Here is a 13093-nt window from a genome sequence, read left to right as displayed (position 1 = left end):
ATAAAAAAGCCTGCTTACGCAGGCTTTTTGCATCGTCATCAAGCGCGAATGTCCCTCGCTTAGCAGATGTCCCATTTTAGCGGCTTTGGTATCCAGATAGTGTTCATTCTTCGGGTTACGGCCAACAATTAGTGGCACACGCTCCACAATATTGATCCCAGCTTCTGTCAGAATTTCCACTTTCTTCGGGTTATTGGTTAGCAGACGGACTTCATCCACACCCAATAATTTGAACATATCGGCACACAAGGTGAAGTCTCGCTCGTCTGCCGCAAAGCCTAACTGATGGTTGGCTTCGACGGTGTCATAGCCCTGATCCTGCAACGCATAGGCACGGATCTTATTCAGCAGGCCGATGTTACGTCCTTCCTGACGATGGTAGAGCAGAATACCGCGTCCTTCTTCAGCGATATGCGTAAGTGCCGCTTCCAGTTGGAAGCCACAATCACAACGCAGACTGAACAGCGCATCGCCGGTCAGACATTCGGAATGAACACGTGCCAGGACAGGCGTCTGGCCTGAAATATCGCCAAAAACCAGTGCGACATGATCGTGTCCGGTTGCCAGTTCTTCAAATCCCACCATCAGGAAATCACCCCAGGGGGTTGGCAGTTTGGCTTCTGCCACACGTTTAAGCTGCATGTAATTCTCCAGATTATGCTGGCACTGTGCGTGCCGTCGCCTGTTGGCTTCTGTATTGCACTATTTTGCCATAAGGCAAGGGTGTTCACCTAATTGCAGCAACGCATTCATTTTCGAATGGCACAAAATTGTCAATTTTCCCGGTGCGTGGATTTTTCAGTTATGATTGTGGGACTTATCGACGAAAGGAGACGCAATGCTGTCTATTGCCAAGCGAACCACTGTAGGCGCAGGGTTGTTACTGATTATGCCGGTTTCTGTATGGATATCCGGCTGGAGCTGGCAGCCTGGGCAGAATGTCTGGTGGTTAAAATCCTTATACTGGGTAACTGAAACGGTGACGCAACCCTGGGGGATTATCACCCATGTTGTTCTCTGTGCGTGGTTTTTGTGGTGCCTACGATTTCGTCTGAAGGCCGCGGTTATGCTATTTGCGATCCTGGCGGCGGCTATCTTAATTGGCCAGGGTGTGAAATCCTGGGTTAAAGAGAGGGTGCAGGAGCCCCGACCATTTGTTCTGTGGCTGGAAAAAACGCACCATGTTCCGGTAGATGAGTTCTACACTTTAAAACGTAAAGACCGCGGGCACTTAGTAAAAGATCAGTTATCCGGGCAGCAGGATATTCCACCTTTTTTACGAAAGCACTGGCAAAAAGAGACTGGTTTTGCTTTTCCTTCAGGGCATACCCTGTTTGCCGCCAGTTGGGCGTTACTGGGTGTCGGGTTGTTATGGCCACGCAGGCGCAAGCTGACGATTGTGTTCTTACTCGTCTGGGCGACCGGTGTAATGGGGAGTCGTTTGCTTCTTGGCATGCACTGGCCGCGGGATCTGGTTGTTGCGACGCTGATTTCGTGGCTGCTGGTTACGCTGGCAACATGGCTTGCACAGCGAGTATGTGGACCTCTAACACCTCCCGTCCAGGAGACGAAGGAAATAGCGCAGCGTGAGCAATAACGCAGACCGTGATTGATTTTTCAAATTTAGCCCTCAAATCATACAGCGTAAGGCGCTTTTCCGTTTCGCACTCGTCGTGAAAATGGTAATTTAAAGGGCTTAACGCGGTAAGTTGTACACGATTTATTCGCTCAAACCACATAACGGGAAGTAATGTGAAATATTTACTCATTTTCTTACTGGTGTTGGCGATTTTTGTTATTTCGGTGACATTGGGTGCGCAAAACGATCAACAGGTTACGTTTAATTACCTGCTAGCTCAGGGTGAGTATCGTATCTCCACGCTGCTTGCTGTATTGTTTGCTGCAGGTTTTGCGATTGGTTGGTTAATTTGCGGCCTCTTCTGGCTGAAGGTTCGTGTGTCTCTCGCGCGTGCCGAACGTAAAATTAAACGCCTGGAAAACCAGCTTGCGCCTGCGACCGACGTTGCGGTAACTGCCGACTCGTCGGTTGTGAAGGAATAATTATTTATGTTGGAGTTGTTGTTTCTGCTTTTACCTGTAGCCGCTGCCTATGGGTGGTATATGGGTCGCAGAAGTGCGCAACAAACAAAGCAGGATGAAGCTAACCGTCTTTCGCGCGACTATGTCGCCGGGGTTAACTTCCTCTTGAGCAACCAACAAGATAAAGCGGTGGATCTGTTCCTCGATATGTTGAAAGAGGATACCGGCACCGTTGAGGCTCATCTCACCCTCGGAAACCTGTTCCGCTCACGCGGTGAAGTTGACCGTGCTATCCGTATCCACCAAACCCTCATGGAAAGTGCTTCGCTGACATATGAGCAGCGTTTGTTGGCTGTACAGCAGTTGGGACGTGACTACATGGCTGCCGGATTGTATGACCGTGCGGAAGACATGTTCAATCAGTTGACTGATGAAACGGATTTCCGTGTGGGGGCATTGCAGCAACTGTTGCAAATCTATCAGGCAACCAGTGAATGGCAAAAAGCTATTGATGTTGCAGAACGTCTGGTGAAACTCGGCAAAGATAATCAGCGCATTGAAATTGCGCATTTTTACTGTGAACTGGCCTTGCAGCAAATGGGCAGCGACGATGTGGATCGCGCCATGGCATTGCTGAAAAAGGGAGCCGCTGCAGACAAAAACAGTGCTCGTGTCTCGATTATGATGGGGCGCGTTTATATGCTGAAGGGAGATTACGCGAAGGCCGTTGAATGCCTGCAACGCGTGATCTCCCAGGATAAAGAGTTGGTCAGTGAAACGCTGGAAATGCTGCAGAGCTGCTATCAACAACTGGGTAAAAACGATGAGTGGGCGGAGTTTTTACGCCGTGCGGTCGAAGAAAACACCGGTGCTGCCGCGGAGTTGATGCTGGCTGATATTCTTGAGGCGCGTGAGGGGACTGATACTGCGCAGGTTTATATCACCCGTCAGTTGCAACGCCACCCGACGATGCGCGTGTTCCATAAACTGATGGATTACCATCTTAATGAAGCGGAAGAAGGGCGCGCAAAAGAGAGTCTGATGGTTTTGCGCGATATGGTTGGCGAGCAAGTACGTAGCAAGCCACGCTATCGTTGCCAAAAGTGCGGGTTTACTGCTTATTCGCTGTACTGGCATTGCCCATCGTGCCGCTCCTGGTCAACCATCAAGCCAATTCGTGGTCTGGATGGGCTCTAATTTTTAAAAAAAACTCATTTTAGTTACAACATACTACTTTGTTTTTCTTCATCCAACACTTAGGCCCCTGCGCCACATCGCTGCGCAGAAATGTAAACGCGCCTGTTAATTTCCTATTACCACAGGTAGAATGCACGCCGTTTACCCATTTTGCGCCGTTCGTGCGCCCATCATCAAGAAGGTCTGGTCATGACGTTTACTGCTTCATCTTCTTCCCGTGCTGCTACTGATTCTCCCGTCGTTGTCGCGTTGGATTATTCAAATCGTGATAAGGCATTAGCTTTTGTCGACAGAATTGATCCTCGCGATTGCCGTTTGAAAGTGGGCAAAGAGATGTTCACACTTTTTGGACCTCAGTTGGTACGGGATCTGCAACAGCGCGGCTTCGACGTCTTTCTGGATTTGAAGTTTCATGATATTCCCAACACCACGGCGCATGCCGTCGCGGCGGCAGCTGACCTTGGTGTCTGGATGGTAAACGTTCATGCTTCCGGTGGGGCTCGAATGATGACCGCTGCCCGTGAAGCATTGCTGCCTTTTGGTAAAGATGCGCCACTGTTAATTGCGGTGACGGTCCTGACCAGTATGGAAGCCGGCGACCTTGTCGATCTTGGAGTGACGTTGTCACCTGCGGAGTATGCTGAAAAGTTGGCGCGTTTGACGCAAAATTGTGGGTTGGACGGGGTAGTATGCTCAGCGCATGAAGCGGTGAGGTTCAAGCAGGCGTTTGGTCAGGCATTTAAGCTGGTGACGCCAGGCATTCGTCCTGCAGGGAGTGAGGCGGGTGACCAGCGCCGTATTATGACGCCACAGCAGGCGCTGGACGCTGGTGTGGATTACATGGTGATTGGTCGTCCAGTCACGCAGTCGGAAGATCCGGCGCAAACGCTGAAGATGATCAACGCCTCTCTGAATCGAGGTGCATAAATGAGCGACTCAAACTCTCGACTGGTTTATTCAACTGAGTCCGGGCGAATTGATGAGCCCAGAGTGGTAGCAGAGCGTCCGGAGGGCGATGGCATTGTTCGCATTCAGCGTCAGACCAGCGGTCGTAAAGGTAAGGGCGTTTGCCTGATTACCGGTATTGATCAAGATGACGCTGCACTGGTCAAATTAGCCGCAGAACTGAAGAAAAAATGTGGCTGTGGTGGTGCAGTGAAGGACGGCGTAATTGAAATTCAGGGTGATAAACGCGACCTGATAAAATCGCTGCTGGAAGCCAAAGGAATGAAAGTTAAGCTGGCAGGCGGCTAATAAAAAAAGCCACGGATACACTCCGTGGCTTTTCTAATAATACAAACCTGAAAAAGTAAACGTATTATTATATCGAGCCGTTCAACCGTAAATTATTTACCCACCTGGTGGCCGATAATACCACCTACTGCAGCACCACCCAGCGTACCCAGCGTGCTGCCGTCAGTCAGGACTGCACCGCCTATCGCACCTGCACCTGCACCGATTGCAGTGTTACGGTCACGTTTGGACCAGTTAGAGCAGGCACTCAAAGACATTGCTAGTGTAATCGCCAGAATGGCAGCGGTCATTTTTTTGCTCGTTACTAACATAATACTTTCTCCTGAATTATTGAATCACGGAATCCAGTTCACTTTAATGATAGCGCCAAAATAGGACGACTAAAGATATTTCCGCGAAACCGTTTAGCGCAGGGCATTACAATCAAATCTTGAGGTGATTGTTCGCTCCTGTTATATCGCTAACATTAATTCTACGACTTTATCCTGTTAACGACAGGTAAAAAGTCTTAATTGGACCGTCGGATAAGTCTCAGAGAGAAGATGATCTGCCCGCAGACAAATCATCTGCTGAAGTATTATGCGTGGGCATCAATGATATTGACGGTTAAACCCGAGTGTTCAAGTTGCATTTGCACACTGGCACTGAGTCTGGAGTCTGTAACTACACGACTGAATCTGTCCAACGGGCCCAGTGTGTAGGGATGAATAGCCTCAAATTTAGAGCTATCGGTGAGTACAATCACCTCTGCGCCTTTTTCCAGAACCGCATTAACCACATCAGAGCGCATCATATCACGCCCGGTGAAGCCGGTGTCGGCCTGCCAGCCATCAATACCGATAAAGGCTTTACTGAAATGTACCTGCTGAATAAATTGGCGAGTCAACGGTCCGACCATGCTCTCGCTTTTTTTCTGATAGATCCCACCGAGGAGAATGACTTCACACGGTGTTTCTTTGAGCAGGTGCGCGATGTAGCTACTGACCGTGATGATGGTGACATCTTTTTGTTCCGCCAGCGTTCTGGCCAGCAGCGCATTGCTGCTGCCATTTTCAATAAAGACGGATTCACCAGGATTGACCAGCGACGCCGCAAATTCAGCCAGTTCACGTTTAAGGGTGAAATTGGTCATCATGCGCGTTTCGACATCATCACTGTTCAGTGACACCGCAAAACCGTGCGCACGGCGCAAGTAACTCTGTTTTTCCAGTGTGTTCAGATCCTGTCGAATCGTCACTTCGGATACACCAGTGATTTTAGCCAGGTCGGCCACGCTCATCTGACCTTTATCAATCACCATCTGCAAAATAGATTGTTGTCGGGAATTCATAGTATTAATTTTTATAGCGATATCGTATCGGAAATTAAACGGTAGCTGCGTTATCTGAAATCTGATGGCTACAGCGACATAACGTGAGTGAGGTCATCAGATCTCCCACGGGGCCTTCGGTTTGTTTGACACAGACGTAGCATCTTCTTTGACCATATCTAACAGTTCAGCCTTGAGAATTTCGAGGTTATGGATAGCTGAGTGGTAATCGCCTGCAACGAGAATATCCAGCACGGTATCAATGCGCTCGGCCAGACGTTGTGCGTCGATATCAGACATGGTCATCATCCTAATGTCAAAAAGGTTTGAATTTCATGATGCAGAAATTCATGCCAAAAGAGAAGGGAAAAATAGTATTAACATGAATGATTGGGGAATATTATATATTCTGTGATTACATACAGATATGATCATCACACAGTGTCCACTTTTGGCTATTTTTCACGTTTATCCCTTCCACTTTTCTTGTTGCGTTACCGCATTTTTTTATTCAGATGACGTTTATACCAACGTTCAAACGCAGCGGCTGGCATTGGCTTGGCGAACAAAAAACCCTGACGTTCATTGACGCCATTTTTGGTTAAAAAGGCATCCTCTTTCGTACTTTCAACGCCTTCAGCTATCACCTGCAGGTTAAGCGCCTGCGCCACCGCGACAATGGCGCGCACCAGCGACTGTGAAATGGGTTGCTTATGAATATCCCTGACGAACGCCTGGTCCAGCTTAATGGCATCAAGTGGGAAGCGGGCAAGTTGAGACAACGATGAATAACCCGTCCCGAAATCATCTAAATGGATCTGTGCCCCAAGCTGGCTAAATTGCTGAATAACGGACAGTGCCAGTTGTTCGTTTTCAATTAAACTGCTCTCGGTCAATTCGACATCGATAGGGCAATATTCAAAATTGAGGTCGTGAAGCACCTGTTTCAGGTCGGTAAACAGCGTCTGATCGGCAAGCTGGCGAGCAGAAACGTTCACGGCCACTCGCAGATTAATCCCTTTATCGCGCCACTTTGCGACCTGACGAACAACGTCGAGAATAACCCAGCGCCCCAGCGGCACAATCAAGCCTGATTCTTCAGCGTAGGAGATAAACTCCAGCGGAGGAATGAGGCCGCGTTCAGGGGACTGCCAGCGCACCAGCGCCTCCAGACTACGTACTTCACCACGCCATGTTATTTTCGGCTGGTAATGAATCAACAATTGATCGTTTTCCAGCGCCTTACGTAAGTTGGTATCCAGCCAAAGATACTCAAATACTCGCTGGTTCATTTCCGGAGAGAAAACGCAGAATTGTCCACGTCCGCCTTCCTTGGCGGTATACATGGCGGTATCGGCATTGCGAATAACGCTCTCGCAGTCGTGTCCATGCTGTGGTGCAAGGGATATTCCAATCGAACAACCGGTATAAACCTCAATCAGGCCAATTCGGAAGGGCTGGCGCAAACGGGTCAAAATACGTGATGCCGTGGCTTCCAGCGCCACTTGAGATGTTTCAGTCGCGAGGACAATAAACTCATCGCCACCAAAGCGGGCCAGTAACTGGTTATCATCAAGACAGCTGAGAATCGCCAGTGATACGCTTTGCAACAGTTGATCGCCGAACATATGTCCGTAGGCATCGTTTACTTTTTTGAAATTATCCAGATCGAGGTACACAATACCAACCTGAGTATCTCCTGCATTCTCAATGGCTTCAGTAATCAGCTCATGAATCGCATTCCGATTAGGTAATCCGGTAATGGAGTCGGTATTTGCCAGAACTCTCAGGCGTTCCTGAGCACGCCGTTCTTCGGTGATATCGGTACCTGAGCAGATCAGAAATATTTCGTTTTTACCGCTACCGTTGTGCACAAATTTATTGCGAAACAGAAACAGTCGCTGACCTTTACAGGTCTTCACCCAACGTTCGACTTCATATGAGTTGCCTTCGCGAAAGAAAACATCGATGTTGCGTCTGGAGGCCGCGGCTTCGCGTCGACTCATAAACAGCGTGAAGACACTTTGACCAATCACTTCGCGTTCCTTGAGTCCGGTATATTCTTCACACAGGCGATTGAAACGCTGAATGTTGCCCATGCGGTCAAGGATGACAATAACGGAGTTGGCTTCAGAGACCACCTGTTCGGCAAAAGAAAGGCCTTGTGCCAAATCACGGGCGACCGAGGGGGTATCATCCCAGGCGGATGCACTTCCGGCCCATTCGCGTTTATTGATTTTCCGCCCAACCAGGTGAACAGGGATATCGTCGTCTTCAATCGACAGTGTCATTAACAGGCTTGACGTGATGACCGTCATCTCCCGAATGCGGTCGGCTTGCTCAGGTGATAATTCGATGTTCTGGTTCGTTTCTGCCGCTTCGTCAATAGAGAAATGCAGGATGTTGCAATCCTCTGACAAACGCCAGTAAGGGTTATGGGTGCCCACATAGCTATACAACGTAGCCAGCTCCCGAACGTCTTTCATGATGTGTACTATCCCGTTTAAAGCGCATAGAGCCTCAAAAGTAAGGGTAGCCATAATTCAAAGGGTGATGATGGCTGAACGTATTGTTTTATTTATATATTTATGTGTAATCCAGATTCAGGAAAAAGCAAAGCTGGCGAACGGAAAATAGTAAAAAATAAATATGACCGGATGAAAGAAGTGTAGTGCGTGGCAGGCAATTGGGCGGGGAAAAAGAAAACGACCTTTCACAAAAGAGAAAGGTCGTTGAGTTAATGCGTATTATAGGGCAGGGCGCGCGATGACGCTGCGGGTTTCCATTCGCACTTCGGCGATGGTGACGTCAATGACATCGGTAACTTTGTAAACCACTTCACCTTTGATCTGGATCGTTCCACTTTCCTGGTTACACACCAGTTCATCACGAACCGCGTGCAGGAAGGGGGCCGGAATAAAGGCTACCGCGCCGTTATCAATTAAACGTACACGCATACCACCACGGCTGACATCAATAATCTCGGCCGCAAAGCGGGTGTCGGTACCGGCTTTGTCATTCAGAAAACGTGCATACAACCAGTCCCCCACATCACGTTCAGCCATGCGGTTCAGGCGGCGACGTTCAGCCATCTGCAAAGTCGTATCATCCTGCGGGCGGGAAATTGTCTCACCTTTGATGACGGCCTTAAGCAGTCGGTGGTTAATCATGTCGCCATACTTACGGATAGGCGAGGTCCAGGTGGCATAAGCTTCCAGGCCCAGACCAAAATGCGGACCCGGCTCGGTGCTGATCTCAGCGTAAGACTGGAATCGACGAATGCGGCTGTCGAGGAAACCGGATGGCTGAGCATCCAGCTCACGACGCAGTTTACAGAAGCCTTCCAGCGTCAGGACCTCTTCAGCATCAACGTGCATACCATGGGTTTTCAGGAGGGCAGCCAGTGCTTCTGCATTAGCCGGATCGAATCCCATATGCACGTTATAAATACCGAAGCCCAGCTTGTCGCGCAGTACGCGGGCAGCACAAATGTTCGCCGCAATCATGGACTCTTCCACAATGCGGTTCGCGATGCGGCGCGGTTCCGCCACGATATCCAGTACTTCACCTTTTTCACCAAGAACGAAACGGTAATCCGGGCGGTCTTTGAATACCAGAGCATGGTTATGGCGCCATTCGCCACGACTTAGACAGATACGATGCAGCAGGCGGATCTGCTGTGCAATTGCGTCATTCTCCGGCTGCCAGTCACCCGTGCCTTCAAGCCAGTCAGAAACGTTGTCATAAGCCAGCTTCGCTTTAGATTCGATTGTCGCCGCGAAGAAGGTGATATTGTCTTCGATCGTACCGTCAGCAGTGATGCTCATGCGGCAGGCCAAAACCGGGCGAATTTCATTAGCGCGCAGAGAACACAGATCGTCAGAAAGCTCGCGCGGCAACATTGGGATGTTGAACCCCGGCAGGTAGTTGGTAAATGCACGAATTTTTGCAATGTTATCCAGCTTACTGCCTTCAGCAATCCAGGCGGTAGGATCGGCAATCGCGACGGTTAGCTGTAATTTGCCATCCGTTTGTTCTTCGGCGTAAAGCGCGTCATCCATGTCCTGCGTACTGGCGCTGTCGATGGTGACGAAGTTCAGTGCGGTTAAGTCCTCACGCACCAGGCCCTCATCCAGCATCTCAGTGGCGACACCATCGGGTGCTTCTTTTTCCAGATTATGGCGAGCCAATGTGACCCACCACGGAACGAAGTGATCGTCAGCGAAGGTAATAAATTGGGTTAACTCGGCGTAGAAGGTGCGGTCGCCTTTTAACGGGTGGCGGCGCATTTCTGCTACAGCCCAGTCACCTTCTTTAAATTCATGTTCAACGCCACGCGCGGCGCGGCAGGGAATCGCATCTTTCAGCAGCGGGTGATCCGGCACAATGGACAGGCGGTCATTCTTACCCTGAACTTTGCCCACGAAGCGCGTCAGGAACGGTTCGATCAGTTCTTCCGGCTCGGCAGATTCGCGATCTTTTTCCGTATGGATAACCGCCACAATGCGGTCGCCATGCATCACTTTTTTCATCTGCGGCGGCGGAATGAAATAGCTTTTTTGTGCATCGACTTCCAGGAAGCCAAAGCCTTTTTCCGTGGCTTTTACCACCCCTTCAGCACGTGGCGTCTGGGAATGTAGTTGCTGTTTAAGCTGCGCTAGCAGCGGGTTGTCCTGAAGCATAATTGTCTATTTTCGTGGCTGAAAGAGCGGCTGACAGTTTTACGCGAATCTGTCAGTCGCAGCAAGCGCTCTTTCAGCAAGTGGATCGGTTAATACGTCTCGCCCAACGCGATCTTCAAACGATTTAGCCATCCGCACAATCCGCTCCAGGCCAGCACGTTGATTGCCTGTTCTGAGGATATACCCTGATCGAGCAGTGGGGTAAGCAGTGCGGTGCTAAAGCGATCGGGCGCTCGGGTTAACCATTGTACCGCCTGCAGGGTGACGCGCTCAACCGGATGTCGTTGCTCCCAGCGCTGTATTTGACGCTCATCCTGGCGAAGTACGGTGATAATCTCAGTGAGCTCAGTGGCTGAGAGGGCGTACTCATTGAAGCAGGATACGCTACCGTTAATCCGCGATGTGAGCAGCGTTGCCAGAGAAAATGTCCGTGAGTGCACATCGCTGTGTAATGTGCTGGTAAAAAGCGCTTTAAATAACGCCAGTTCGTCAGGTGAGTGTTGCAGTAATGGCCCCAGCGTTTGCAATACAGTGGGAGTATGGCTGACATGTGTTTCTGCGCTGGGAAAATGTTTTTCAATCGGCAGGTCGGCGGTGTGCCACTGGGCTTCTTCTGCACTAAAGGGGGATGCCTCGGCAAATTGCTGAATATCGAGGCCAGGAATGCGGCGCACAGGATGGCCAAACCAGGCCTGAAACAACGCAACGACGCGGGCCTGAAAGCCGACAAAGCCAACGATTTGATTCATCAGAACACTGTCGCTGGTCGTGAGTCCAACCGCCACCAGATGCTGGCGATCCCGTGAGCCGATGACGGCCGGAGTGCTGGCGAGCTGGCGAGCATATTGGGTGATTTGCGCCAGTCGATGGTTACTTTCCCTGGATGAATTAGGGCCAGGAAGGGGGGTAAGACGTGCAGCATAATGATTACATAAACGCTGTACGCCACAAACCTGAGCGACGGTTAAGGCGGTACTCATACGCTCGTAGGCGCTGAACGTGTGCATTGAGTCCAGAGCAACATGTACAGGGAAGAGAAGGTGAGCAAGTTTACGGGCAGGTTCTAACCAGGACTGAAAGGGTAAAAGCGCAACGGCAGGTATCGTCAGATCCAGCAAAAATCGGTCCTCGACGTGCGCGGCTTCTGGTACCAACGGCAGAACATCTTGCGGGTATGTACTGGATTGTGTCTCATGATACCAGTGGCTTTTGCCTTCAATTCGGCGTTGTTCCATGGGCGTTCCTTGGTCTAAAAAGTGGCGACCCGGATACGTCGTCATAGCTGTACGCCGGATCGTTTGCGCTGCGATATCCTGACGTAAGCGAATGAGGTGATGAAAGATTGTTAAGTGATAATAAATATCAGAAAAGCATATATAGCGACGAGCGAGGGGGAAGGGAGAGGAAAATAATGGGCGACGGAGCGTCGCCCATAGAGGAAGTCTGAAAGATTATTTCAGTTCCAGTTCGTTCATTGCGGCGATGCTGAAGCCGCCGTCAACGTGAACGACTTCACCGGAGATACCGGCGGACAGGTCTGAGCACAGGAATGCCGCAGAGTTGCCCACATCTTCAATGGTAACGGTACGACGAATCGGCGTAACCGCTTCGCAATGTGCCAGCATTTTACGGAAATCTTTGATACCGGAAGCAGCCAGAGTACGGATTGGACCAGCGGAGATTGCATTCACACGCACGCCTTCAGGACCCATCGCGTTAGCCATATAACGAACGTTGGCTTCCAGAGAGGCTTTCGCCAGACCCATTACGTTGTAGTTCGGGATTGCGCGCTCTGCACCAAGGTAGGACAGCGTCAGCAGTGCAGAACCAGGGTTCAGCATGGAACGGCATGCTTTTGCCATTGCAACAAAGCTGTACGCGCTGATGTCATGAGCAATTTTAAAGCCTTCGCGGGTGACCGCATTCACGTAGTCGCCATCCAACTGGTCAGCAGGTGCGAAACCGATGGAGTGTACGAAACCGTCGAATTTCGGCCAGACTTTGCCCAGTTCAGCGAACATGGTGTCGATGCTGGCGTCTTCAGCCACATCACACTGCAGTACGATGTTGGAACCCAGCTGAGCTGCAAATTCTTCCACGCGGCCTTTCAGTTTGTCGTTCTGGTAGGTGAACGCCAGTTCAGCGCCTTCGCGGTGCATCGCCTGAGCGATACCATAGGCGATGGACAATTTACTGGCAAGACCGGTCACCAGAATGCGCTTACCGGAAAGAAAACCCATAGCTTTAATCCTTATAGTCATTACTTATTTTTTTAGCAATCAATGAGTTATGATTGCAATTTCAAGGTCACTCGAAATTGGTGTGAAATTATATCCCACTCTTTGCCCCTTGTGTCACGATCTTTCTCTGCTATTCACCCGTCGGGGAGCAGCAGTAAACGGCATTTCAGTGGGCAGGGAATTGTTGTCAGCACCCGGTGGCCTGTCACTATTCATTGCACGTGAGGAGTATATCACTCCCCCCTGGTTCTGCCTCATCCAACCAGAGAAGAGCAGGGGGATAAGGTGAAAATACAAGGCGTCAGAGGGTTAAAATGGTATGATCTGACCTCTAGTCGATGTTTTAACGTATATCAATGTAAGAACATTCT

Annotated in this window: 13 protein-coding genes; 5 read left to right on the top strand and 8 right to left on the bottom strand. The window is 50.1% G+C overall.

What is annotated here, in order from left to right:
• The coding region (gene ribA, locus NNO02_RS20775; RefSeq protein WP_271455617.1) for a GTP cyclohydrolase II at positions 1-642 on the bottom strand (642 nt) is incomplete at its 3' end.
• 196 nt (positions 643-838) lie between these two features.
• On the opposite strand from ribA, the gene pgpB reads away from it, so the two are divergent.
• From pgpB to yciH, 5 genes are all read left to right on the top strand, one after another.
• Positions 839-1597, top strand: a complete 759-nt coding sequence (pgpB, locus tag NNO02_RS20770) for a phosphatidylglycerophosphatase B (RefSeq protein ID WP_271455616.1) — start codon at positions 839-841, stop codon at positions 1595-1597.
• A 155-nt stretch (positions 1598-1752) separates the two neighbouring features.
• Complete coding sequence (locus tag NNO02_RS20765) at positions 1753-2061, top strand: LapA family protein (protein WP_005126452.1); 309 nt, start codon at positions 1753-1755, stop codon at positions 2059-2061.
• 6 nt (positions 2062-2067) lie between these two features.
• The gene (lapB, locus tag NNO02_RS20760; protein WP_271442725.1) at positions 2068-3237 is read left to right on the top strand and encodes a lipopolysaccharide assembly protein LapB; all 1170 of its coding nucleotides are present in this window, start codon (positions 2068-2070) and stop codon (positions 3235-3237) included.
• 189 nt (positions 3238-3426) lie between these two features.
• Positions 3427-4164, top strand: a complete 738-nt coding sequence (gene pyrF / locus NNO02_RS20755; RefSeq protein ID WP_271455615.1) for an orotidine-5'-phosphate decarboxylase — start codon at positions 3427-3429, stop codon at positions 4162-4164.
• Entirely contained in the window at positions 4165-4491 is a 327-nt protein-coding gene (yciH, locus tag NNO02_RS20750; RefSeq protein ID WP_271455614.1) for a stress response translation initiation inhibitor YciH, read from the top strand. It abuts the gene before it with no gap.
• Between the two features lie 92 nt (positions 4492-4583).
• Here the strand turns inward: yciH and osmB are convergent, their stop codons facing one another.
• The 7 genes from osmB to fabI all read right to left on the bottom strand — a co-directional run bounded on the left by osmB (position 4584) and on the right by fabI (position 12722).
• Entirely contained in the window at positions 4584-4802 is a 219-nt protein-coding gene (gene osmB, locus NNO02_RS20745) for an osmotically-inducible lipoprotein OsmB (protein ID WP_003020583.1), read from the bottom strand.
• Between the two features lie 266 nt (positions 4803-5068).
• Positions 5069-5821, bottom strand: coding sequence for a DNA-binding transcriptional regulator YciT (gene yciT, locus NNO02_RS20740; RefSeq protein ID WP_048211504.1), 753 nt, complete (start codon positions 5819-5821; stop codon positions 5069-5071).
• A 96-nt stretch (positions 5822-5917) separates the two neighbouring features.
• Positions 5918-6100 (bottom strand): YciZ family protein, encoded by a 183-nt coding sequence (locus NNO02_RS20735; protein WP_271455613.1) that lies wholly within the window; start codon positions 6098-6100, stop codon positions 5918-5920.
• A gap of 194 nt (positions 6101-6294) precedes the next feature.
• On the bottom strand, positions 6295-8286 hold the full coding sequence (pdeR, locus tag NNO02_RS20730; RefSeq protein ID WP_271450178.1) for a cyclic di-GMP phosphodiesterase: 1992 nt from the start codon (positions 8284-8286) through the stop codon (positions 6295-6297).
• 261 nt (positions 8287-8547) lie between these two features.
• On the bottom strand, positions 8548-10482 hold the full coding sequence (locus NNO02_RS20725; protein WP_271442826.1) for an exoribonuclease II: 1935 nt from the start codon (positions 10480-10482) through the stop codon (positions 8548-8550).
• Positions 10483-10571: 89 nt separating this feature from the next.
• A complete protein-coding gene (locus NNO02_RS20720; RefSeq protein WP_271455612.1) occupies positions 10572-11717 on the bottom strand; it encodes a carboxymuconolactone decarboxylase family protein in 1146 nt (381 codons plus the stop codon).
• A 216-nt stretch (positions 11718-11933) separates the two neighbouring features.
• The gene (fabI, locus tag NNO02_RS20715; protein WP_005126472.1) at positions 11934-12722 is read right to left on the bottom strand and encodes an enoyl-ACP reductase FabI; all 789 of its coding nucleotides are present in this window, start codon (positions 12720-12722) and stop codon (positions 11934-11936) included.
• Positions 12723-13093 lie beyond the last annotated feature (371 nt).

The organism is Citrobacter sp. Awk 2 (genome assembly GCF_028069815.1).
Classification (GTDB): Bacteria; Pseudomonadota; Gammaproteobacteria; order Enterobacterales; family Enterobacteriaceae; genus Citrobacter.
The sequence above is the reverse complement of the archived record's forward strand: the minus strand, read 5'-3'. Positions and strand labels throughout refer to the sequence as shown.

Excerpts from the sequence above, each read along its gene's own strand:
- pdeR (WP_271450178.1), bottom strand. The coding sequence starts at position 8,286 with ATGAAAGACGTTCGGGAGCTGGCTACGTTGTATAGCTATGTGGGCACC.
- NNO02_RS20735 (WP_271455613.1), bottom strand. The coding sequence starts at position 6,100 with ATGTCTGATATCGACGCACAACGTCTGGCCGAGCGCATTGATACCGTG.
- yciT (WP_048211504.1), bottom strand. The coding sequence starts at position 5,821 with ATGAATTCCCGACAACAATCTATTTTGCAGATGGTGATTGATAAAGGT.
- pyrF (WP_271455615.1), top strand. The coding sequence starts at position 3,427 with ATGACGTTTACTGCTTCATCTTCTTCCCGTGCTGCTACTGATTCTCCC.
- pgpB (WP_271455616.1), top strand. The coding sequence starts at position 839 with ATGCTGTCTATTGCCAAGCGAACCACTGTAGGCGCAGGGTTGTTACTG.
- osmB (WP_003020583.1), bottom strand. The coding sequence starts at position 4,802 with ATGTTAGTAACGAGCAAAAAAATGACCGCTGCCATTCTGGCGATTACA.
- yciH (WP_271455614.1), top strand. The coding sequence starts at position 4,165 with ATGAGCGACTCAAACTCTCGACTGGTTTATTCAACTGAGTCCGGGCGA.
- fabI (WP_005126472.1), bottom strand. The coding sequence starts at position 12,722 with ATGGGTTTTCTTTCCGGTAAGCGCATTCTGGTGACCGGTCTTGCCAGT.
- NNO02_RS20725 (WP_271442826.1), bottom strand. The coding sequence starts at position 10,482 with ATGCTTCAGGACAACCCGCTGCTAGCGCAGCTTAAACAGCAACTACAT.
- NNO02_RS20720 (WP_271455612.1), bottom strand. The coding sequence starts at position 11,717 with ATGGAACAACGCCGAATTGAAGGCAAAAGCCACTGGTATCATGAGACA.
- lapB (WP_271442725.1), top strand. The coding sequence starts at position 2,068 with ATGTTGGAGTTGTTGTTTCTGCTTTTACCTGTAGCCGCTGCCTATGGG.